General features: G+C 64.6%; 15 protein-coding genes. 8 read left to right on the top strand and 7 right to left on the bottom strand.

Features of this window, described 5'->3' with window-relative positions; all coding sequences use genetic code 11:
- Nucleotides 1-18: 18 nt before the first annotated feature.
- Complete coding sequence (gene murJ / locus C7G41_RS17695) at nucleotides 19-1,575, bottom strand: murein biosynthesis integral membrane protein MurJ (RefSeq protein WP_106943788.1); 1,557 nt, start codon at nucleotides 1,573-1,575, stop codon at nucleotides 19-21.
- 125 nt (nucleotides 1,576-1,700) lie between these two features.
- Here murJ and C7G41_RS17690 point away from each other — a divergent pair, with 125 nt between their 5' ends.
- Complete coding sequence (locus tag C7G41_RS17690; protein ID WP_106943787.1) at nucleotides 1,701-2,702, top strand: adenosine kinase; 1,002 nt, start codon at nucleotides 1,701-1,703, stop codon at nucleotides 2,700-2,702.
- Between the two features lie 152 nt (nucleotides 2,703-2,854).
- On the opposite strand, the gene C7G41_RS17685 is transcribed toward C7G41_RS17690, so the two are convergent.
- The gene (locus C7G41_RS17685) at nucleotides 2,855-4,549 is read right to left on the bottom strand and encodes an AMP-binding protein (protein ID WP_106943786.1); all 1,695 of its coding nucleotides are present in this window, start codon (nucleotides 4,547-4,549) and stop codon (nucleotides 2,855-2,857) included.
- Nucleotides 4,550-4,628: 79 nt separating this feature from the next.
- Nucleotides 4,629-5,822, bottom strand: coding sequence for a serine hydrolase (locus C7G41_RS17680; protein WP_106943785.1), 1,194 nt, complete (start codon nucleotides 5,820-5,822; stop codon nucleotides 4,629-4,631).
- A gap of 342 nt (nucleotides 5,823-6,164) precedes the next feature.
- Between C7G41_RS17680 and C7G41_RS17675 the strand changes: the two genes are divergently transcribed.
- The 4 genes from C7G41_RS17675 to C7G41_RS17660 all read left to right on the top strand — a co-directional run bounded on the left by C7G41_RS17675 (nucleotide 6,165) and on the right by C7G41_RS17660 (nucleotide 10,950).
- Nucleotides 6,165-6,485, top strand: a complete 321-nt coding sequence (locus tag C7G41_RS17675; protein WP_007603877.1) for a hypothetical protein — start codon at nucleotides 6,165-6,167, stop codon at nucleotides 6,483-6,485.
- A 112-nt stretch (nucleotides 6,486-6,597) separates the two neighbouring features.
- A complete protein-coding gene (locus C7G41_RS17670; RefSeq protein ID WP_106943784.1) occupies nucleotides 6,598-8,091 on the top strand; it encodes an NAD-dependent succinate-semialdehyde dehydrogenase in 1,494 nt (497 codons plus the stop codon).
- Nucleotides 8,092-8,317: 226 nt separating this feature from the next.
- The gene (locus C7G41_RS17665; protein ID WP_106943783.1) at nucleotides 8,318-9,817 is read left to right on the top strand and encodes an ATP-binding protein; all 1,500 of its coding nucleotides are present in this window, start codon (nucleotides 8,318-8,320) and stop codon (nucleotides 9,815-9,817) included.
- On the top strand, nucleotides 9,814-10,950 hold the full coding sequence (locus C7G41_RS17660) for a sugar ABC transporter substrate-binding protein (RefSeq protein WP_106943782.1): 1,137 nt from the start codon (nucleotides 9,814-9,816) through the stop codon (nucleotides 10,948-10,950). Before C7G41_RS17665 ends, C7G41_RS17660 begins: the two co-directional genes overlap by 4 nt.
- A 22-nt stretch (nucleotides 10,951-10,972) precedes the next feature.
- Here C7G41_RS17660 and C7G41_RS17655 read toward each other — a convergent pair whose 3' ends face one another.
- The 3 genes from C7G41_RS17655 to C7G41_RS17645 all read right to left on the bottom strand — a co-directional run bounded on the left by C7G41_RS17655 (nucleotide 10,973) and on the right by C7G41_RS17645 (nucleotide 15,433).
- Complete coding sequence (locus C7G41_RS17655; protein ID WP_106943781.1) at nucleotides 10,973-13,189, bottom strand: SLC26A/SulP transporter family protein; 2,217 nt, start codon at nucleotides 13,187-13,189, stop codon at nucleotides 10,973-10,975.
- 334 nt (nucleotides 13,190-13,523) lie between these two features.
- A complete protein-coding gene (locus C7G41_RS17650) occupies nucleotides 13,524-14,438 on the bottom strand; it encodes a phosphoribosylaminoimidazolesuccinocarboxamide synthase (RefSeq protein WP_106943780.1) in 915 nt (304 codons plus the stop codon).
- 77 nt (nucleotides 14,439-14,515) lie between these two features.
- Nucleotides 14,516-15,433 (bottom strand): pirin family protein, encoded by a 918-nt coding sequence (locus C7G41_RS17645; RefSeq protein ID WP_106943779.1) that lies wholly within the window; start codon nucleotides 15,431-15,433, stop codon nucleotides 14,516-14,518.
- Nucleotides 15,434-15,704: 271 nt separating this feature from the next.
- Between C7G41_RS17645 and C7G41_RS17640 the strand changes: the two genes are divergently transcribed.
- Nucleotides 15,705-16,766, top strand: a complete 1,062-nt coding sequence (locus tag C7G41_RS17640; RefSeq protein ID WP_106943778.1) for a helix-turn-helix domain-containing protein — start codon at nucleotides 15,705-15,707, stop codon at nucleotides 16,764-16,766.
- Nucleotides 16,767-16,910: 144 nt separating this feature from the next.
- Nucleotides 16,911-18,380, top strand: coding sequence for a serine hydrolase (locus C7G41_RS17635; RefSeq protein WP_106943777.1), 1,470 nt, complete (start codon nucleotides 16,911-16,913; stop codon nucleotides 18,378-18,380).
- Nucleotides 18,381-18,474: 94 nt separating this feature from the next.
- On the opposite strand, the gene C7G41_RS17630 is transcribed toward C7G41_RS17635, so the two are convergent.
- Entirely contained in the window at nucleotides 18,475-19,842 is a 1,368-nt protein-coding gene (locus C7G41_RS17630) for an MmgE/PrpD family protein (RefSeq protein WP_106943776.1), read from the bottom strand.
- Between the two features lie 123 nt (nucleotides 19,843-19,965).
- Between C7G41_RS17630 and C7G41_RS17625 the strand changes: the two genes are divergently transcribed.
- Entirely contained in the window at nucleotides 19,966-21,081 is a 1,116-nt protein-coding gene (locus C7G41_RS17625; RefSeq protein WP_106943775.1) for an aromatic acid exporter family protein, read from the top strand.
- The last annotated feature ends 1 nt before the right edge of the window (nucleotide 21,082 follow it).

Below are 21,082 nucleotides of genomic sequence, written 5' to 3'. Positions count from 1 at the left end.
CCCGTCAAGGGTATTTCGTTAAACTCGGTCGCCGGGATCGGCCTGGGAGGGGCGCTTCAAGGCAACGGCCGCCTCGCGCCAGGACGCGACGCGGAGGAATTGCAGGAGCAAGCCATAGACGACGATTCCGGCGGCGATCTGTGACCCCAGCGCAATGAAGCGGATGAGCTCATGGGCGTCCGAAGGCAAGAGGCCTGCGGTCAGCCACAGCAGGCCGCCCATGGCGACCGCGGCGAGCACGATTCGCGGCAGCCGATTGCGGGCCGCGACGTCGACCGAGAAGCCGAATTCACGCGTGCCTTTCCGAAGCAGCGAGATCGCACTGCTCCAGGCGCCGGCGGCAATGCTGGCAGCGATCCCGCTTGCGCCGAAGAAGTGACCGAGCAGGACTGCGAGCGCGACCGCGACCACGAACCCTTTGACGGTCGCCAGCAGCGGCGTCATCGTGTCGCTGCGGGCAAAATAGGCCGGCGACAGCGCCTTGATCAGCACATGAGCCGGCAGGCCCAGCGCCAGCCACATCAGGGCGCGCGCCGTGGCCGCGCTGTCCTCCGCGCCAAAGGCGCCATGTTCGAACAGCAGCCGCACGATCGGTTCGGCCAGCACGATCAGGCCGAGCGTCGCCGGCAGTGCCAGCCCGGTTGCGAGTTCCAGCGCGCGCGATTCCGCATGCGCGACCGCGTCACGGTCGCCGCTCCTCACCGCGCGCGTCAGCTCCGGCACCAGCACCGTGCCCATGGCGACGCCGACAATACCAAGCGGCAGCTCGATCAGGCGATTGGCGAAATAGAGCCAGGAGACCGCGGCGGGCGTGGCTGAGGCGATGATCGCGCCGGCCACCATCAGCCATTGCGGGCCGGAGCTCGCGATCATGCCCGGGATCGCCTTGGCGAAGAAGCCGCGCATGTCCTTGTCGAAGCTCACACGCAGCGGGGTCGCAAGACGCGCACTTCGCTGCGACAGCAGCATCAGGAGCTGCAACAAACCGGCGATGCCAACGGTGGCCCCCAGCATCCACGCAGCGACGGTTGCATCGGCGTGCCACAGCAGCAGTACTGCGATCGCGGCGATCAGGGCGATGTTGAACAGCAGCGGCGAGAACGCGGTGAGTGCAAAGCGCCCCTGCGCGTTGAGCAGGCCCATCAGCACCGTGACGGGTCCCGCGAAGGCAAGATAAGGCAGCATCAGTCGCGCATTCTGGACGGCGAGATCGAGCGATGCGCTGCCGACGAAGCCTGGCGCGATGATCATGATGATCAGCGGCATCAGAAGTGCAATCGCGATCGAGATTGCGATCAGGCCCGCGCTGACCGTACCCAGCACGCGTCCCGCGAACGCCGCCGCAGCCGCCTCGCCATCGCGGTCACGAACGCGCAGCCAGGCCGGGATCAACGCCGCATTCAGGGCCCCCTCGCTGAGCAGACGCCGCACCACGTTGACGAGCTGAAATGCCGCCAGAAACGCGTCCGCCACGGCGCCGGTGCCGAGCAGCGCCGCGATCAGGGAATCGCGTGCAAAGCCCAGCAGCCGTGAAGCCAGTGTCCCCGTCGAGACGGTCAGGAAGGAGCGGATCATCGGAACTGCATAATACCGTTGCTTGCCCGCGAAGGGCCGGTCGTGATAGGCCGCGAGCCAGATTTCAGACCGACAGGAAGCGGATTTTCGCGGGTATCGCAATCCGCCAAACAGGATCAAGGTGAATGGCTGACGTGAAATATGACGTTCTCGGCATCGGCAACGCGCTGTTCGACATACTGGTCAAGACCGACGAAGCCTTTCTGGGCAAGCACGGCATGACCAAGGGCAGCATGTCCCTGATCGACGAGGCGCGGGCCGCCGCCATTTACAAGGACATGGGCCCGGCGACGGAAGTTTCCGGCGGTTCGGCTGCCAACACCATCGTCGGCATCGGCAGTCTCGGGGCGCGCGCCGCCTATGTCGGCAAGGTCAAGGACGACCAGATCGGCAAGCTCTACGTCCACGACATCCGCGCCGCCGGCGTCGCCTTCAACACGCCCGCGGCGAAGGACGGCCCTGCGACCGGCTGCTCCTACATCCTGGTGACCGATGACGGCGAGCGCACCATGAACACCTATCTCGGCGCCGCGCAGGACCTTTCGCCCGCCGACATCGACCCGGCCGAGATCGCTGCGGCCGGCATCGTCTACCTCGAGGGCTATCTCTGGGACCCCAAGAACGCCAAGGACGCCTTCGTCAAGGCGGCCAAGATCGCCCATGATGCCAAGCGCAAGGTGGCGCTGACGTTGTCGGATTCCTTCTGCGTCGATCGTTATCGCGACGAGTTCCTGGGGCTGATGCGCAACGGCACCGTCGATATCGTGTTCGCCAACGAGTCCGAGCTGCATTCGCTCTACCAGACCTCGGATTTCGACACCGCGCTGAAGCAGCTGCGCAACGACGTCAATCTCGGCGTGGTCACCCGCAGCGAAAAGGGCTGCATGGTGGTGTCAGTGGAAGACGCCGTCGCCGCGCCTGCATCCCCCATTGCCCGGCTGGTCGACACCACCGGCGCCGGCGACCTCTTCGCTGCCGGCTTCCTGTTCGGCCTGTCGCGCAACCTTGCGTACAAGCAGTGCGGCGAGCTCGGCGCGCTCGCGGCCGCCGAAGTGATCCAGCACATCGGCGCGCGTCCGCTTGTGTCGCTGAAGGAGCTCGCCGGGCAGCGCGGGCTGACGGTGTAACGCGGGGCTCTCTCGCCGTCATTGCGAGCGGCACTCTCCGCTGTCGTCACCCGGCTTGACCGGGTGACCCAGTATTCCAGAGCCGTTAGTGGGGTACGGAGAAGCCGCGGCGTACTGGATTCCCCGCCTTCGCGGGGAATGACAGATGCGACTCACGCAGTCTTCGCGGCTTTCAACCCAAGCCGTTGCTCCACGTCGTCGCGCATCAGGAATTTCTGGATCTTCCCGGTCACGGTCATCGGAAACTCGTCGACGAATTCCACATAACGCGGGATCTTATTGTGGGCGATCTGGCCGTCGCAGAACGCGCGCACCTCTTCCATCGTCAGCGTCTCGCCGGACCTGACGCGGATCCAGGCGCAGAGCTCCTCGCCGTAGCGGGTATCTGCAACGCCAAAGATCTGCACGTCCTGAATCTTGGGGTGACGGTAGAGAAATTCCTCGATCTCGCGCGGATAGAGGTTCTCGCCGCCGCGGATCACCATGTCCTTGATGCGGCCGACGATGTTGCAATAACCCTGGTCGTCGATGATGGCGATGTCGCCGGTATGCATCCAGCCGTTGGCGTCGAGTACATCCGCGGTCTTCTCCGTCTCCTCCCAGTAGCCCAGCATCACGCTGTAGCCGCGGGTGCAGAGCTCGCCCCGTTCGCCGCGCTTGACGATCCTGCCGTCGAGGTCGACGACCTTGACCTCGACATGCGGATGGATTCGCCCGACCGTCGAGACGCGGCGATCGAGCGGATCGTCGACGGCGCTCTGGAAGCTGACCGGGCTCGTCTCGGTCATGCCATAGGCGATCGTGACCTCGCCCATGTTCATCTCGCTGTTGACGCGCTTCATCACCTCGATGGGGCAGGGTGCACCGGCCATGATGCCGGTGCGCAGCGACGTCAGATCGAAGTTTGAGAATTCGCCGTGGTCTAGTTCGGCGATGAACATCGTCGGCACACCGTACAGCGCGGTGCATTTTTCCTGTTCGATCGTCCGCAGCGTCGCGAGCGGATCAAACCCCTCGCCGGGATAGACCATCGTTGCGCCGAGCGTGACGGAGGCGAGGTTGCCCATCACCATGCCGAAGCAATGATAGAGCGGCACCGGAATGCAGATGCGGTCCTGTTCGGTCAGGCGCATGGCGCGGCCGACGAAATAGCCGTTGTTGAGTATGTTGTGGTGGGTCAGCGTCACGCCCTTGGGCGATCCCGTCGTTCCGCTGGTGAACTGGATGTTGACGGCATCGTCGAATTGCAGGGAGGCACCGAGCGCGGCGAGCTGCTCGCGATGCAGGGTTCCACCGATGCCGGCGACCTCGTCGAACGGAATCGTGCCCGGGCAGGCGGGGCCGCCGATCTGGATCACGATGCGCAACGCCGGCAGCCGCGCGGCGCGCAATTGCCCGGGCTTGGCGCTCGCGAGCTCCGGCAACAGCGTGTTGAGCATGTCCATGTAGTTGCTGGTCTTGAACGCCGTCGCGGTGACGATGGCGCTGCATCCGACCTTGTGCAGCGCGAATTCCAGCTCGCTGAGCCGGTAGGCCGGATTGATCGTCACCAGGATGAGACCGGCCTTGGCGGCGGCGAACTGGGTCAGCGTCCATTCCGGCCGGTTCAGCGACCAGATGCCGATCCGTGCGCCGCGTTCGAGGCCGAGCGCGACAAAGCCGGAGGCGAGCGCATCGACCCGTTCGGCAAACTCCTTCCATGTCCATCTCACGCCGTGGCTGGGCGAGACCAGCGCCTCGCGATCGCCCCAGCGCCGCGCGGCCTGATCGAGGCTGCGCCCGATCGTGTCGCCGAGCAGCGGCGTGTCGGAGATGCCGCAAACGTAACTGTCGGCTTTGTCTGCCAAGATCGTGTCCTCCAGTCTGGTGCGTGGACGGCCGGGACAACAAGCCCGGCCGTGACGCGTCGCGAGAGTCAGGCGCGCCTCAGGCCGCCTTCTGCCCGCTGCCGGCATCGAGCCCGGCATAGACGCCGCGCTCGAAGCCGGCAAAAGTCTCGAGGCACTTTGCATCGGCGAATGGCAGCAGTTGCATCAGGATCACGCCGGTGACGTCGCGCGCCGGGTCGATCCAGTAATAGGTGTTGGCGAGGCCCGCCCAGGCGAGGCTGCCCGCGCTGCGCCCCTCGGCGGTCTTGGCGGTGTTGATCATGAAGCTGAGGCCCCACTTCTTCACCTGCTCCGGATAGAGATCGACGTCGTTGGTATACATCGGCGCCGCCGTGGTCAGCTTGCCCATGGCGAGGTCGCCGATGTGGTTCTGCCCCATCGTCGCGACGGTCTCGGCCTTCAGCACCTGATTGCCGTTGCCGCGTCCCTTGTTCAAGATCATCTGGGTGAACCTGATATAGTCGGCCGCGGTCGAATAAAGGCCGCCGCCACCCATGTGGAATTCCGGCTCCTGCTCGAGCTCGAACGGGATCGCGGCGAGCTGGCCGTCCTCGCCGCGCGCATGCATGCCGACCAGGCGCTTGCGCATGTCGGCGGTGATCTTGAAAGCGGTATCGCTCATGCCGAGCGGTGCGAACAGGTTGTCGCGCAGATAGGCATCGAGGCGCTTGCCGCTGACGGCTTCCACGGCCTTGCCGACGAAATCGATATTGGTTCCGTATTCCCAGCGCGTGCCGGGGTCGGTCATGATCGGCGTCTTCAACGCCGCGTTCTGGCAGGTGGTGATGGCAGGGATGCCGTTCTTGTCCAGATAGACCGCGAGATCGCCGTTCCACATGTTGTAGCAGAAGCCGGCAGTATGGGTCATGAGCTGGCGCAGCGTGATCGGCCCCTTGGCCGGCCGCAGCTTGGCCTCGCCCTTGGCATCGAAACCTTCGAGCACCTGCGGCTTGGCGAGATCGGGCAACACCTCGCCGATCGGCGCATCCAACGACAGCTTGCCCTGCTCGACCAGCTGCATCGCGCCGGCTGATGTCACCGCCTTCGTCATCGATGCGATCCAGAACACGCTGTCGGCGGTCATCGCATCCGGCTTGGACAGGTCGCGCTTGCCGAACGCGCCCTGATACAGCACGTCGGTACCGCTGGCGGCGATCGCGACGACGCCGGGAATCTCTCCGGCCTCGCTCTTCTGGCGCAGAATCTCGTCGATCTCAGCTTTGCCTTGCATACGCGTTTTCCTCCGGTTTGATTATTGTTGGAAGCGATCGATTGTCCTCCCGCGTGCGCCGCGCGGCAAGCACATCCACGCACCTGCCGCGGTCGCGATGTCGTGACTTGACGGTCGGCTCCCCGCGCACGACGACAAGGCGGCTGAACTGCAACGCTCCGTCACAATCTGCGGTGGATGGCCGCAACCGGCCGGGACTGTGGATGGTGCTGGCGTTTCGACTGTTTGAAGCACTTGAAACATTTTGTGAGCTGCGGCGTTCAGCTCTCGGCCGATCGGCGGCCAACGTTAAGACTTGATGCAAATTCGCGGCCGCCCACCGGCCGCGAAGGGGGACCTCAGATGATTTCGACCTGGAGCGAATGGAAGCGCTATCCCCGTCCCGGACGGGGCGAGAATCTCGAGGCGCCGATCGCGCCCGGTATCTACGAGGTCCGCATCGCCGGCACCGGCGCGCTCTATTCGTTTGGCGCGGTCGACAATCTGGCGCAGGCGCTGGCGCTGCTGCCGGTCGGCTCGAAGTCCTGGTTCGGCCGCCGCAACGCCTCCGACGTCCCTGATCTCGAATACCGGACCTGTGCGACCTCCTCGAAGGCCGACGCCAAGGCGGCCGCCGAGCGCATGATCGGGCGGCGCGAGACCTATCTGAGCGGCGCGGCGTAACTCCGCCGCTCCGAGCCTGGCTCCCAGCAGATGTGCGTTGCGGGACGGTGCATTGCGCGCCGCTTCTCTCTATATTCCGAGCGAACCCGAAAAGCCCTCTGGGAGCAACGCCATGACCCCGACCGCCACCGCACGTGCTCAGCACGCCACGTCCAATCTGCGCGACCGGTTGAAGGACCCGTCGCTTCTGAAGGAGGCCTGCTACATTGACGGCGCCTGGGTCGGCTCGCCGGTCTTCCCCGTCAACAATCCCGCGAGTGGCGTCGAGCTTGCAAAGGTTCCGCAGCTCTCCGCCGATGACGCCACCAAGGCGGTCGAGGCCGCCGAGCGCGCCTTTCCGGCCTGGGCCAAGCACACCGCCAAGCAGCGCTCCAATATTTTGCGCAAATGGTTCGAGCTGATCATCGCCAATCGCGAGGACCTCGCGCTGATCCTCACCTCCGAACAGGGCAAGCCGCTTGCCGAAGCGCTCGGCGAGGTCGACATCGGCGCCGCCTATATCGAGTTTTTCGCCGAGGAAGCCCGCCGCGTCTATGGCGAGACCATCCCGACCCAGCGGCCCGACGCACGCCTGCTTGCGATCAAGCAGCCGATCGGCGTCTGCGGCGCCATCACACCGTGGAATTTCCCGAACTCGATGATCACCCGAAAGGTCTCGCCGGCGCTGGCCGCGGGCTGCACCGTGGTGCTGAAGCCCGCCAACGAGACGCCACTCTCGGCCTTGGCGCTGGCCGTGCTCGCCGAGAAGGCCGGCATCCCCAAGGGCGTGCTCAACATCATCACCGGCGATGCAGCGCCGATCGGCAAGGTGCTGTGCGAGCATCCGGCTGTGCGTTTCGTCGGCTTCACCGGCTCGACCGCGGTCGGCAAAATTCTCTACCGGCAGGCCTCCGTCGGCGTGAAGCGGCTCGGCCTCGAGCTCGGCGGCAACGCGCCGTTCGTGGTGTTCGACGACGCCGATATCGACGCGGCGGTCGAAGGCGCGATCGTCTCGAAATACCGCAACATGGGCCAGACCTGCGTCTGCGCCAACCGCCTCTACGCCCAGGACAAGATCTACGACGAATTTGTGCAGAAGCTGTCGAAGAAGGTCGCGGCGATGAAGGTCGGCGACGGCACGGAAACCGGCGTCACGCAGGGCCCGCTGATCAATCTGAAGGCGGTCGACAAGGTCGAGCGCCACATCGCCGATGCCGTCAAGCGCGGCGCCAAGGTCGTCACCGGTGGCAAGCGCAGCGAGCTCGGGCGCTCGTTCTTCGAGCCGACCGTCCTTGCCGACGTCAAGCCGGACTCGCTGGTGGCGCAGGAGGAAACCTTCGGCCCGCTCGCGCCGGTGATCCGCTTCAAGGACGAGGCCGACGTCATCGCGATGTGCAACGCCTCGCCGTTCGGGCTCGCCTCATACTTCTACTCCCGCGATCTCGGCCGCGTCTGGCGAGTCGCCGAGGCGCTGGAGTCGGGCATGGTCGGCGTCAACACCGGCCTGATCACCACCGAAGTCGCCCCCTTCGGCGGCGTCAAGGAAAGCGGCCTGGGCCGCGAAGGGTCGCATCACGGCATGGAAGAATATGTCGAGATCAAATACGTGATGATGGCGGGGGTGTGAGTACTCCCTGGCAGGGAAAATCCTGCCTCTTGTCGGACGGCTGAGCCTGCCCGATCGCAATCCACGGCCGTCACACGGCCGGGACACCGGCGTGCCGCGGCCGCAATTCGACGGTGCTGGCCCCGCCTCCCGCATGGAACCGCGAGGCTGGCCCTTGATGTTGCTTCCTCCTTAAGGTCTTGTGATCCAATTGAATTTGCCGGTGTACCGGCTGGATTGGCACAACATGTATATTGCGAACCGCCTCATCGTGCCGCTCTCGCTTGTTTTGCTTGTGGTCGGTCTGGTCGCCCTGCTCGCGGTTGTCGGCATGACCGTCTGGCTCGGCGATCGTGCCAACGAGCATTTCGATCAAGTCGTTCAACTGCGGGATGTGCGCGTTGCCGCTGTCGAGCTTCGCAGCGCGGTGCAATCGGCGGAAGCAAGTCAGCGAGGATTGTTACTGACCGGCAACGAAATTTATCTGTCGCCCTACGCCGCCGCGAAGACCTCTGCAAATCGTCAGATCGATAGCCTGAAGCGAAATCTCGGCGACGATCCGCAGTTTGGCGCGGTGCTGCAGCGACTAGGTATCCTCGTTGTCGATAAATTCGCCGAAATGGACAAGACGATCGAGCTGAAGAACGATCGAAAGGACGAGGAAGCGCTCGCCATCACGAACACAAACCGCGGCAAGGCTTTGATGGACGAAATCAACCTCTTCGTCGCAGGCATCGTTCGGGCCATGGACAATCGACTGACCTTGGGTGTCGTCCAGCAGAGGGCGAACGCGGCGAACTTGCGATTTGCTTCAATTGTAGCGTCGCTATTGATTGTGTTGGTCGTCGGCGCTGTATCCGCGACGCTGCTGCGTTACACCAGAGAGCTGACGCAAGCGCGCGACGAGGTCGCCGCGCTCAACGTGTCGCTGGAGGGCCGAGTCAAGCGACGGACGGAAGCTCTCGCGAGAGCCAACGAAGAGATGCAGCGTTTCACACATCTCGTATCCCACGATATTCGCGCCCCGCTGATCAGCATTGTGGGCTTTTCCGAGGAGATTTCTGAAGGCGCGAAGGATCTCGCGCAGTATTTCGAACAGACGATAGCGGCGGACGACGCGGATTTGCAGCACGCAAAGAAGATCACCAATGAGGATATGCCCGAAGCCATCGGCTATATTCGCAAGTCAGCATCCAAGATGGAGACGCTCCTGAATGCCGTGCTCCTGCTGTCGCGGGACGGTCGCCGCGACCCAAGACCGGAATCCGTCGACCTTGAGCGCACCATTGTCTCAAGCGCATCCGCGATCCAGCATCAGATTTCGGAGGCGGATGGAAGGATCGATACAAAATTTGAAGTTCGGTCGATCGTGACCGACCGGCTGTCACTGGAGCAGGTGATCGGCAATCTGTTCGACAATGCGGTCAAGTATCGTGCGAAGGAGCGGCCGCTCCTGCTTAAGGTGAGCAGCATGACGCTGCCTGGCGATCAAGTCGCGATCGAGGTCGCTGACAACGGGCGCGGCATCGCGCCGCAAGATCTGGGTCGCATATTCGAGCTGTTTCGCCGGGTTGGCAAGCAGGACCAGGCCGGCGAGGGTGTTGGGCTTGCTTATGCGAGGACTGTTGTGAGAAACCTCGGCGGCGATGTTACCGCAACCTCCGAACTGGATAAGGGTACGACTTTCCGGATAGTCTTGCCGCGTGAACTGGCTCTTCCCTCCCTTGAAGATGGCGTATCCGCATGAAGCCTGGCGCCCCGACTTGGCTGGTGGCCCTCATCGCTTGCACGGCCATCACGTGTAACGCGAGTGTATCGGCAGAGGAAGGACCGGCCGGGATCACCGTACCTCGCGTTTTCGGTCCGTTCGATCGCAACGCAGCCAGGTGCAATCCTCCTCCATCGTTGAACAAGTCTCTTGCCTTTGCACAAGACAACGAGCGCGAATTCGTCAAAGGCATTGCGCGAGGGCTTGCGATGGCCGCAAAGGACCGCGGCCTTGGCTTTTCGGTGTCCATTGCAAATAACGACGCAAGAAAGATGATCGAACAGGTCGAGGGCTTCCGATCCGCGGTGGCGGGGGGTCTCGTCGTCGCGCCGGTCGATCCCGTATCGCTGGCGCCGGCCTTGCGGACGATGATCTGGCAAGGCGCCTATGTCGGCGCGGTGGTGCCGCCGCCCGCGACATCGCTGCTGAACGCGCCGCAATATCTCACCGGCAAGACGCTCGGCGACGCGGCGTCGAACTACATACGAACGAAACTGGATGGCAAAGCCAATGTTGTCCTGCTCACGCATGACAGCCTGCAATTTCTCGCTCCTCGATTTGCAGCGATGCGAGATGCTCTGAAAGACCTTCCCGGCGTCGACGTCGTGGCAGACATTTCGCCGCCGACGGTGAACAAGGAAGGTGGATACAGGATGATGCAGACGATCCTGTTGGCGCATCCGGATATCGACGTCGTGCTGGGCGCCGACACGGTCGTTCTTGGCGCTCTGCAGGCGGTCAGGGAAGCGGGGAAAGTTCGGCCGCACCAGTTCTTTGGCGGAATCGATGGGGAAGCCGAGGCCGTCGATGAAATGAAGAAGGGCGGCCCCTACAAGATCAGTATCAGTCTGGCGTCTTCGGTGTTCGGCTACGCGATGGGCCAGCATGCTGCAGACTGGCTCGACGGCAAGAGCATTCCCCAAGCCATGGACATTCTTCCGAGCGCGTTGACCGCGGCCAACATCGCTCGCTATGAGGCCGATCTGGAGAATCCAGCAGCCGTGTTCAATGATCCCGCGCGGCGCGATGCCTATCTCCGGATGTACGGGAACATCTGCTACGACACGCGCGACCAGTATGTGAGCTTTCCCTGGTCCTCGGAGAGGAAGTAGAAGTGGCGTAGCCCGGGCTCGGCTACCGCCTCAGCACCGCGATCGTCCGGTTTGCAAACGTCAGCCGCTCCGCCATCACCGACACGAAATAAGTCAGCAGCTTGTGGCTGAGCGCGGGATCCTCGGTCTTGATGGCGTCGAACTGGTGCGTATTCAGCACGTAGAGCACGCTGTCGACTTCGGCCTGGATCGTCGCGCTGCGCGGTGTCTGTGACACCAGCCCCATCTCGCCGATCGTGGTGTAACGGCCGAGGCTGCGCACGCGCGTGGTGCGGTCGTCGTCGGCCGGAATCATGATGCCGACGCGTCCGTCGAGGATGAAATGCATGGAATCGGCAGGGTCGCCGGCCTGCACGATGACCTCGCCGGCTTCGACCTCGATGCGCTGGCAGCGGCGGATCAACTCGTCGGCGCCGTCCTCGCTGCCGAGCATTCGCGTGAACCAGTCGCGCAGGCTGGCTTCTTCCTGCGCCAGCTCCTGATGCTGCGAGATGAGCTCGTTCTCGCACCATTCCAGCGCGCGATCGAGCTCGGGGATGATGGTGACGCCCTCGCCGACGAAGTCGCTGGAGCGCAGCACCTTCTCGGCCGCAGCCGACAGATGCACCAGGATCAGCTCGACGCCGAGTTCGCCGGCGCTGCGCTTGATCTGGGCGAAGCTATAGGCGGCCGATGAATCGACGCCGGTGACGAGCTTGAAGTCGAACAGCAGATAGCGGCATTCGGGGCGTTCCTGCAGCAGCTGCTTGACGTGCTGGTAAAGCCGGTTGGCGGAGCCGAAGAACAGATAGCTCTGGAGATTGAGGCCGCGGATCTTGCCGCCATGGGCCAGAAGCACGTCCTGGTCGTCGCGCGAGCGGTCGAGCGAGGAGCGGTACTCCGAGCCGTCGAAACTGTACTTGATCGACTCGACCCGCGCGGCGCTGAACGCAAACGTCGTGCAGCCGATGATGATGCCGATCAGGATGCCCGGCACGAAACCCCAGGCGACGATGATCGCGATGATGGCGATCAGCGACAAATATTCCAGCTTCGACAGCCGCTTGCGCGACTCGATGATCCATTTGTGCAGCTGATCGGCGCCGAGATAGAGCAACAGGCCGCCGAGCACGAATTTGGGGATGAAGCCGAGCAGGTCGGGCGCGACGGCGAGCACCAGCAGCGACAGCGCCGCGGCGGTGAGCCCGGACAGGCGCCCACGGCCGCCGCTGCTGAAATTGAGCATCGAGCGGCTCGTCGAGCTGCAGCCGGGGTAGCCGCCCAGCATGCCGGTCAGGATATTGGCGGCGCCGGTGACGTTCAGCTCACACTCCAGATTGGCTTCGCGATGCGTGGCCACCTCGATGCCGGTGGTGTTGAACAGCGTGCTGGAGGCCGTGACGAAGATGACGGCGACGACGTTGCCAAGCAGGTCCGGTATGGCAAACCAGGGATAGCGGCCGAGATCGTCGGTATGCCAGGGCAGCATGAAGACCGCTTGCGGCGGGGACTGAAACGTCCAGCCCAACGTGCGCGCGTCATCGAAGGAAACGCCGGTGACCCAGAACGCCAGATGCGCGGTGAGCACGCCGCCGACCAGGATGATCGGCAGTCCGAACGGGCTGCGCGAGCGGTGCCAGGTGAGATACAGCACCAGCGCCATCGCGCAGGCGGCACCCAGCTCCAGCAGGATGGTGCGGTCGGCGAAGTGCGGCAGCGTCGCGAATTGCAGCGGGTGGTCGGTGATCACCCGGACTGCACCCATGACAATGAGAAGTCCGGTTGCGCCGAGGAAGCCGCCGACGACCGGATAAGGCACGTAGCGGATGGCGCGGCCAAGCCGCGTCAGGCCCAGTCCACACAGCACCAATCCTGTCAGCATCGTCGACAGGCCGAGCGTGATCAGGATCGGTGACAGCAACGGCGCCGACAGGTTCGCCGTCTCGATGCGTTCGACCACCGAGGCCGCCAGGATACCCGTCACCGCGGCGGTCGAGCTGTCGGGGGCTGCAATTGCAAAGGGCAGGGAACTGCCGAGCCCGACGACGGCCGCAAGCACCGCGGAGCTGACGAAAGTTGCGGTGATGCCGTAGGACAGATAGGGCGACAACGGCCCCGCGAAGATCAGCAGCGAGTAGGACAGTCCGAACGTGACGGTCAGGACGCTGGCGGCGCTCCCGCCCAATATATCAGTTAGCGCACGCTTGAGGGCCGGATTGAGCCCGGTCGACGGAGTGAAGCCAATTGCTGGATCTGTCACGCCGTGACACTCGCTCGTGAATATTCCCCTCCGAGAGGTAGACGACTGCGAGCCTAGCGCAACAGGATTCTTTCAAATGTGAAGTACCCGACAGTTTCGGGGGGCATCCGGCGAGGATGCGGTCCACGGCGTGCGAACGGCCAATCATGCGCAGCAGGCGGATGCAGAGAGCCGAGCAGGCACACATACTCATTGTCGTCCCGGCGAAGGCCGGGACCCATACCCCCAGGGAGATGTGTGGCGAAGATTGGTTGTTCGGGATTAGAACCGTCAGCGATCGATAGACCTCGCGGTATGGGTCCCGGCCTTCGCCGGGACGACGATAAGGCCTGCGCTAAATCTTCAGTTCGCTGCCCGTCACGCGACGATACGCTTCCAGATAGCGCTTGCTGGTCGCGTCCACCACGCTTGCCGGCAAAGGCGGCGGCGGGGCGTCGCCATTCCAGCGGCCGGCGCGGCGTTCGACGTCGAGATAGTCGCGCAAGGGCTGCTTATCAAAACTCGCCTGCGGCTGGCCGGGCTTGTAGGCGTCGACGGCCCAGAAGCGCGAGGAGTCCGGCGTCATGACTTCGTCGATCAGGATGATACGGCCGTCCTTGTCGCGGCCAAATTCGAACTTGGTGTCGGCGATGATGATGCCCTGCTCGCGGGCGAGCTCCTCGCCGAGCGTGTAGATCGCGCGGGTCATGCTCTCGAGCGTGTAGGCCGTCTCGTCGCCGACGACCTCGCGCATCTTTGCGATGGTGATGTTCTCGTCATGGCCGGTCTCGGCCTTGGTCGCCGGGCTGAAGATCGAAGGCTCCAGCTTCTCGCTCTCGACAAGCCCCGCTTTCAGCTTCTCGCCGGCCAGCGTGCCGCTTGCCGCATATTCCTTCCAGGCCGAGCCCGAGAGATAACCGCGGATCACGCATTCGATCGGAAACACCGTGGTGCGGCGGCAGAGCATGGCGCGGCCGAGAATTTCGGCGCGATGCGGTTTCAAGGCCGGCACGGCGGCCATGATCTCGCCGGTGTCGGCGCTTATCATGTGATGCGGCACCACGCCTTCGAACTCGTTGAACCAGAACGCGCTGATTTGCGTGAGCACCGCGCCCTTCATCGGGATGGTCTCGCCCATCACGACGTCGAAGGCGCTGATGCGGTCGGTGGTGACGAGCAGCAGGCGGTCGTCATCGACGGCGTAGATATCGCGCACCTTGCCGCGCCCGATCTTGGGCAGCGGCAGGTCGCTGGAGAGCATGGCGGTCATCGGCAGAACTTTCGGAGCAAGGCCTTGCGACGGGGAATCCGGCCGCGCCTGATCGCGCGACCGGAAACCGGGATAGCCTATTCCGGCAGCGGAATGAACTCATGTTCCTGCGGAACAGCCGCGAAGCGGCCGGTTTTCCAGTCCTGCTTGGCCTGCTCGATCCGTTCCTTGCTGGAGGAGACGAAATTCCACCAGATGTGGCGCGGGCCTTCCAGGGCGTCGCCGCCCAGAAACATCATCCGTGTGGCTTTGAGCGCCTTCACCGTGATGCGGTCGCCCGGACGGAAGATCAGCAGCCGCGGCCCCTCGTAGCGCTCGTTCGCGATCTCGACCTCGCCATCGACGACGTAGATGGCGCGCTCCTCGTGATCGGGGTCGAGCGGCACGGTCGCGCCCGCGACCGCCGTGACCTCGGTGTAGAACCAGGGCGAAACCATCGTAACCGGCGAAGTGACGCCGAAGGCCGAGCCCGCGATCACCTTCGCGGTGAAGTCGCGCTCGGAGACCATCGGAAGGTCACCCGCGCCGTAGTGCTGGAACGAAGGCGCGATCTCTTCCGATCCGGCCGGCAGCGCGATCCAGCTTTGCAGGCCGAGCATCTTCTGCCCCGAGGCGCGTTGTACATCCGGCGTGCGCTCGGAATGCGCGATACCGCGGCCGGCCGTCATCAAATTCATCGCGCCGGGCTGGATCTCCTGAATGTTGCCCTCGCTGTCGCGATGCATGATCGCGCCATCGAACAGATAGGTGACGGTGGCAAGCCCGATATGCGGGTGCGGCCGCACGTCCATGCCCTTGCCGGAGACGAATTGTACCGGCCCGAAATGGTCGAAGAAGATGAAGGGCCCGACCATCTGCCGCTTGCCGTGCGGCAACGCGCGCCGTACCGCGAAGCCGTCGCCGAGATCGCGCGTACGCGGCACGATGACGAGATCGAGCGCATCGCAGGACATGGGATCGCCGAGCACGGGATCGTTCGAGGGTTGCCAGCTCATGGTGGACTCCTTTTGGCTTTTTCGAGCTAAATCGTAGCAGGATTTCGTGCGGCCGTCGCGGCTAAGCCCGGACCACATACTCCGCCGTCATCGCCTGCGAAAGCGGGCGATCCAGTACGCCGCGGCCTATCGGTTTAATCATGACCGTCTCGGAGTACTGGATCGTCCGGTCAAGCCGGACGATGACAGTTGGGGTGCGGATGGTCCTTGAAAAAACAGGCGCAACGAAGGATGTTCAGCTGATGTCAACCGCGACCGATCGCATCACCTGATGACACTTGCCGCGACAGAGCTTGCCTTTCGCGCCGCAAGCGTCGCGCTGCTGCTGGTGCTGGCGGCGTCATTGCTCGCCGATTTCCGCACGGTGCTGGCGGCCCGGCTCGGCGTGGCCTTTGCGCTGAGTTCGGCCGCGCATGCTGTGAGCTATTCGTTGGATGTCACGTCGCGGATCCCGTTCTGGCATGCACCGCTGATCGCGTTGTCGACCGGCAGCATCGTGGTGTTCTGGCTGTTCACACGCTCCCTGTTCGACGACGAGTTTCACCTCCGCTGGTGGCACGGATCAGTCTGGGCGCTGGTGACGGCCTTCAGCTTCGCAGGCTGCGCCTGGATTGCACCCAGCGGCCATGTGCGGTTCTCGGTGACGGTGGTCAATCTGATCGTGCTCGGTTTCATCGCGCTCGCGATCATGCAGACGATCGCCTCCTGGCCGGCCGACCTGGTCGAGCGCCGCCGCAGCGCTCGCGTCTTCATCGTCTGCGCGACCGCGCTCTATGGCGGGCTGAACGCGGTGCTCCAGATCGCCGTCGCCGGGCACCACGTCGGCGATGTCGCCGAAACCATCAATGCCGGCGTGCTCGCCTGCACGGTCGCGGCGATCGTCTATGCCATGATGCGCGTTGACGGGGCGGATCTGTTTCCGGCCGCGGCGGAGCCGGCACCGCCGATTGTTTTCAGTCAGCCCGCGACCGACGCCGCCGCCGACCAAAAGCTCATCGACGCCCTGATGCGGCTGATGGCGGACGAGCGGATCTATCGCCAGGAGAACATCAGCATCGGCGTGCTGGCGGGCCGGCTGAAAATTCCCGAATACCGGCTGCGCCGGCTGATCAACCAGGGGCTCGGCTACCGCAATTTCAATGTGTTCCTGAACAACCATCGCATCGAGGAGGCCAAGGCCGCGCTGGCCGATCCCGCCCAGGCCGCGGTCCCCGTCATCACCATCGCGATGGATTCCGGCTTCCAGTCGCTCGGCCCGTTCAACCGCGCCTTCAAGGCCGTGACCGGCGTGACGCCGACGGAGTATCGGCGGCTGAAGGTGGATGCTGCCTAAGCTTTAGTGCACTGAAATATCTAGATTATTTCAGAATCGGCGAGCGCCTCGCGGTTTCGGCTATGCCGTTTTCCAAACCCGGCGAGCGGGCACCGCGTGAATGCCGCTTCGTCTCCGGCACACGCCTCAAGCCGGAGCAAGCCCGTGACCCGCCGCCGCAAGATCGTCCTTCTCGCCACCACCATCGCCTTTGCCGGCCTCGCCCTCGGCGTCGCGCGAGCCCGCGACGTACCCATGGTCGCGACCGGCTTCATCGCCGACCTGCTCTGCTCGGAGACCTTCGTCTCGGGCCTCGATATCAGGCGCAACCTCGTCGAGACCACGGATGCGATGCCGGGCGTCGGTCTGCTGACCTGGGCGATGGACTATCAGGTCGACCGCGTCCGCAAGGACGTCACGGTGACGCTGTTCGGAATCAGCCGCAGCCATGCCGTCTATCGCGAAGGGCTCGGCTGCACGCTCGAGCACGGCGCGGAGATTGCCGACGTCGCGCTGCCGCCGGATGACAGGCAGCCTGCGCTGCTGCCGGAGATCGCCGGCCCCGCGGTCGTGTCGCCGCAAAGCCCGGAGCTGTCAGCCGCGCTCGATCGCGCCTTCGCCGAGCCTGCGCAACCACCTTACCGCCGCACCCGCGCAATCGTCGTCATGAAGGCGGGCCGGATCATCGCCGAGCGCTATGCGGACGGTATCGGACCGGAGACGCAGCTGCTCGGCTTCTCCATGACGAAGTCGGTGATCTCGGCTCTCACTGGAATCCTCGTGCGCCAGGGCAGACTGAAGCTCGACGGGCCCGCACCGGTCGCGGCCTGGAAGAATCCGGACGATCCGCGTCACGCCATCACTGTCGATCAACTGTTGCGCCACACCGCGGGCCTGGCGCTCGGCAGCTCGCTTCAGGCCTCGCTCGGCTCCGCCTTCGAGCCGGTCAATCGCATGAAATTCATCGAAGGCGACATGGCCGCCTATGCCGCGAGCATGCCGCTTGCGACCGCGCCGGGCAGGGTGTGGAATTATCACGATGGCAACACCCTCATCCTCTCGCATCTGATCCGCAACGCTGCCGGCGGCAATCCCGAAGGAGCGCTTGCCTTCGCGCACCGCGAACTGTTGGCGCCGCTCGGCATGCGCCATGTCACGCTCCAGCTCGACGGTGCCGGCACGATCGAGGGTTCGAGCGAGATGCTCGCATCCGCGCGCGACTGGGCACGCTTCGGCCAGCTCTATCTCAACGACGGCGTCGCCGGCGGCAGGCGCATCCTGCCCGAGGGATGGGTGAATTACTCGGCGTCGGCGACGCCCAATGCCTGGGTCGGTATCGGCGCCGGCTTCTGGACCAACCAGGGCGACAGCTTTGGTGCGACCTTTCGCGTCGAGCACGGCTGGCCGCGCGATGCCTTCTTCGCCAAGGGCACGATCGGGCAGTACACGATCGTGATTCCGTCGGAGCGTCTGGTGATCGTGCGGCTCGGCCGTTCGCCGAACGCGCCGCCGGCAGCGGACGGTGTGTTCGATCTGGTGCGAGATGTGGTTGCGGCAACGCGCCTCGCCTCTTCTCCCTCGCCCCGCTTGCGGGGAGAGGGTTGGGGTGAGGGGGAGCCTCCGCAAGGGAGGTGAGAGTTGGATTCGCGGAGAGTCCCCTTCACCCGGAATCCAAGCTGCGCTTGGATTCCGACCTCTCCCCGCAAGCGGGGAGAGGTGAAGAGACCTCCTACCGCCCCAGCTCCGTCGCCTTTGCCACGCGGTCAAACCGCTCCAGCGTCATGATCGCGTCCGCGAATGTCTCCGCGCGCGCATTCAGCACCGGGCGGGCCAGCGTCAAAAACTTCTGCTGCATCGCCTGCGCGTCGGGGAAGGAGGTCGGCTCTCCCGAGGGATCGGCATAGAGCCGCTCATGCACGCCATCGTCCGTCGTGATACTCACGCGCGCGCCAAAGGGGTGGGTGCGGCCGATCTCGAGGCGATCGTCCTGCACCACGTCGAACTTGTCAGCGAGCGCGTCGATGGCGGCGTCGCCAAGACGGTTGTAGTCGTCCCAGCCAAATGAGCCCTGGTCGAGCGCGAGCGCGCCGGTGAAGAACATCGAGAACTGGCCGCCGACGATCGAGGTCGGGTGCCGCTTGGTCGCTGCGTCGCCGGTGAGCGTGATGCCGTTGCGATGCAGGCCGATCTCGACGCGCTTGACCTGGTCGGGCGTCAGATTGTGCTCGCGCCGCATCGCGATCAGCGCGTCGATCGCGGCGTGGGTGTAGCGGCAGCTAGGATACGGTTTGACGCCGATCTTCATGGTCTCGTAGGTCTTGCCGAGCTCGGCGACCGCCTTGTCGGGATGCGCATTGTCGGTGTAGCCGGCGAGCAGGCCATGCTTGCCCTCGACCGATTCGGTCGCGCCGACGAAATCGTTGCGCGCCAGCGTCGCGGCGATCACGCCATTCATGGCGGCGGCGCCGACCTGGTAGCGCTTGTTCCAGGCGCCATTGACCAGGAATTGCAGCGAGCCCGCGGCCTGGCTGCCGGCGACGCCGAAGGCGGCGATGAGCTGTTGCTCGGAGAGGCCGAAAAGTTTGCCGGCGGCCGCGGCTGCGCCATAGGTGCCGGCGGTGGCAGTCGGATGGAAGCCGCGGGCATAGTGCGAGGTCGGATCGAGCGCGTTGCCGAGCCGGCAGCAGACCTCATAGCCCGCAACGATCGCGGTCAGCACGTCGCGGCCCGACGCGCCGACCATCTCGCCGATGGCGAAGGCGGCCGGAACCACCGGCGCACTCGGGTGCAGCGAGGAGTCCGCATGCGTGTCGTCGAAGTCGAGGGAATGGCCGAGCGCGCCGTTGAGCAGCGCCGCGACCGCCGGCGTCCAGGTCTTGCTGTCGCCGAACACGGTGGATTCACCCTTGGTGTCGAGCGCGAGCGCCTCCAGCATCTTCAGGATCGAGGGGGTCGATTCCGCTTCGCTGCGGGCCCGGATCGCGCTGCCGAGGAAGTCCAGCGTCAGCACTTTTGCGCGATCCAGCACTTCCTCCGGAATATCCTGGTACTTCAGGCCGGTGACATAGGCGGCGAGCGTTGCGGTTTCGTGGGCCATCGTGTTTCCTCGTTTTGGCGCGCAAGTTAGGCGGGCTGATTTGGCCTTTCAAGCGGCCTCGCGGCCGCGGGCACCAGCTATGCTTTGGCTGGCTTTACGAGAGTTGGACCGGGATACGCGACCATGTCATTCGCAGGAGAGCTGTTCGACCGGGTCTGGTCGCGAAAGACCCAATTGGGGCTCGCGGTCCGGGTCACGGTGGCGGCCACCGGCGCCTACGCGCTCGCCACCGCGCTGCATCTCTTGTTGCCGCTCTGGGCCGTCCTCACGTCCATCATCGTGACCCAGATGAGCGTCGGGCGCTCGCTGAAGGCGACACGCGATTACATGCTCGGTACCATCGGCGGCGCGATCTATGGCGGCGCCATCGCGATCCTGATCCCCTATTCGGGCGAACTGGGCCTGCTGGGTCTGCTGGTGCTGGCCGTGGCGCCGCTTGCCTTTGTCGCATCGATCTATCCGAATCTGAGCTCTGCAACGGTGACGGCCGTGATCGTGCTCGTGCTTCCGTCGATGCATCATGCCGATCCCATGGCCTCGGCGATTGATCGCGTCAGCGAAGTGGCGGTCGGCGCGGTGACGGGGCTGCTCGTCTCGTTCCTGGTGCTGCCATCGCGCGCGGTGCGGCAAATCCGTGCCAGCGCGGCGAAGCTGCTTGAATTGATCGCGGAGGCCCTCACCGAATTGCTCGCGGGCCTGACGCGCGGCCGGGACAATGACGCGCTGCATCGGATTCAGGACGGTATCGGCACCGCAATGGTCGGCATGAATACCATTGGCGCCGAAGCTGAGCGCGAGCGCTCTGCGCGATTGTCGAGCGGGCCGGACACCGGCCCGTTGTTGCGCACGATCTTGCGGCTGCGCCATGACGTCGTGATGATCGGCCGCTCGACCGTGGTGCCGCTGCCGGCCGAGGTGCAGACGCGGCTTGCCGCGCCGCTGACGGAAGTCTCGACCGTGATCGCACGCTTTCTGCGTTCGGCCGCCGCCGCCTTGCGCGAAGGCGCCGGCGCCCCGCCGATCCACCCCGTGCATGTCGCGCTCCAGCATTATGCCGAGGCGGTCGCGGCCGTGCGCCAGGACGGCCTGATCCGCGGCCAGCCGAGCGACACCGCGGAGCGCTTCTTCGCGCTCGGCTTTTCGCTGGAGCAGATGCACCAGAATCTCTGCGATCTCGATCGCGTCGTCGGCGAATGGTCAGAGGCCGCGGCCGATAAGCCCACGCGCTTGGCGGAGTGAG

Origin of the sequence: Bradyrhizobium sp. MOS002 (assembly GCF_003020115.1) — a bacterium.
Taxonomy (GTDB): Bacteria; Pseudomonadota; Alphaproteobacteria; order Rhizobiales; family Xanthobacteraceae; genus Bradyrhizobium.
The sequence above is the reverse complement of the archived record's forward strand: the minus strand, read 5'-3'. Positions and strand labels throughout refer to the sequence as shown.

What these genes read in the sequence shown, in the direction of transcription:
- murJ (WP_106943788.1), bottom strand. Translation starts at nt 1,575, where the DNA reads ATGATCCGCTCCTTCCTGACCGTCTCGACGGGGACACTGGCTTCACGG.
- C7G41_RS17690 (WP_106943787.1), top strand. Translation starts at nt 1,701, where the DNA reads ATGGCTGACGTGAAATATGACGTTCTCGGCATCGGCAACGCGCTGTTC.
- C7G41_RS17680 (WP_106943785.1), bottom strand. Translation starts at nt 5,822, where the DNA reads ATGCAAGGCAAAGCTGAGATCGACGAGATTCTGCGCCAGAAGAGCGAG.
- C7G41_RS17675 (WP_007603877.1), top strand. Translation starts at nt 6,165, where the DNA reads ATGATTTCGACCTGGAGCGAATGGAAGCGCTATCCCCGTCCCGGACGG.
- C7G41_RS17670 (WP_106943784.1), top strand. Translation starts at nt 6,598, where the DNA reads ATGACCCCGACCGCCACCGCACGTGCTCAGCACGCCACGTCCAATCTG.
- C7G41_RS17665 (WP_106943783.1), top strand. Translation starts at nt 8,318, where the DNA reads ATGTATATTGCGAACCGCCTCATCGTGCCGCTCTCGCTTGTTTTGCTT.
- C7G41_RS17660 (WP_106943782.1), top strand. Translation starts at nt 9,814, where the DNA reads ATGAAGCCTGGCGCCCCGACTTGGCTGGTGGCCCTCATCGCTTGCACG.
- C7G41_RS17650 (WP_106943780.1), bottom strand. Translation starts at nt 14,438, where the DNA reads ATGACCGCCATGCTCTCCAGCGACCTGCCGCTGCCCAAGATCGGGCGC.
- C7G41_RS17645 (WP_106943779.1), bottom strand. Translation starts at nt 15,433, where the DNA reads ATGAGCTGGCAACCCTCGAACGATCCCGTGCTCGGCGATCCCATGTCC.
- C7G41_RS17640 (WP_106943778.1), top strand. Translation starts at nt 15,705, where the DNA reads ATGACACTTGCCGCGACAGAGCTTGCCTTTCGCGCCGCAAGCGTCGCG.
- C7G41_RS17630 (WP_106943776.1), bottom strand. Translation starts at nt 19,842, where the DNA reads ATGGCCCACGAAACCGCAACGCTCGCCGCCTATGTCACCGGCCTGAAG.
- C7G41_RS17625 (WP_106943775.1), top strand. Translation starts at nt 19,966, where the DNA reads ATGTCATTCGCAGGAGAGCTGTTCGACCGGGTCTGGTCGCGAAAGACC.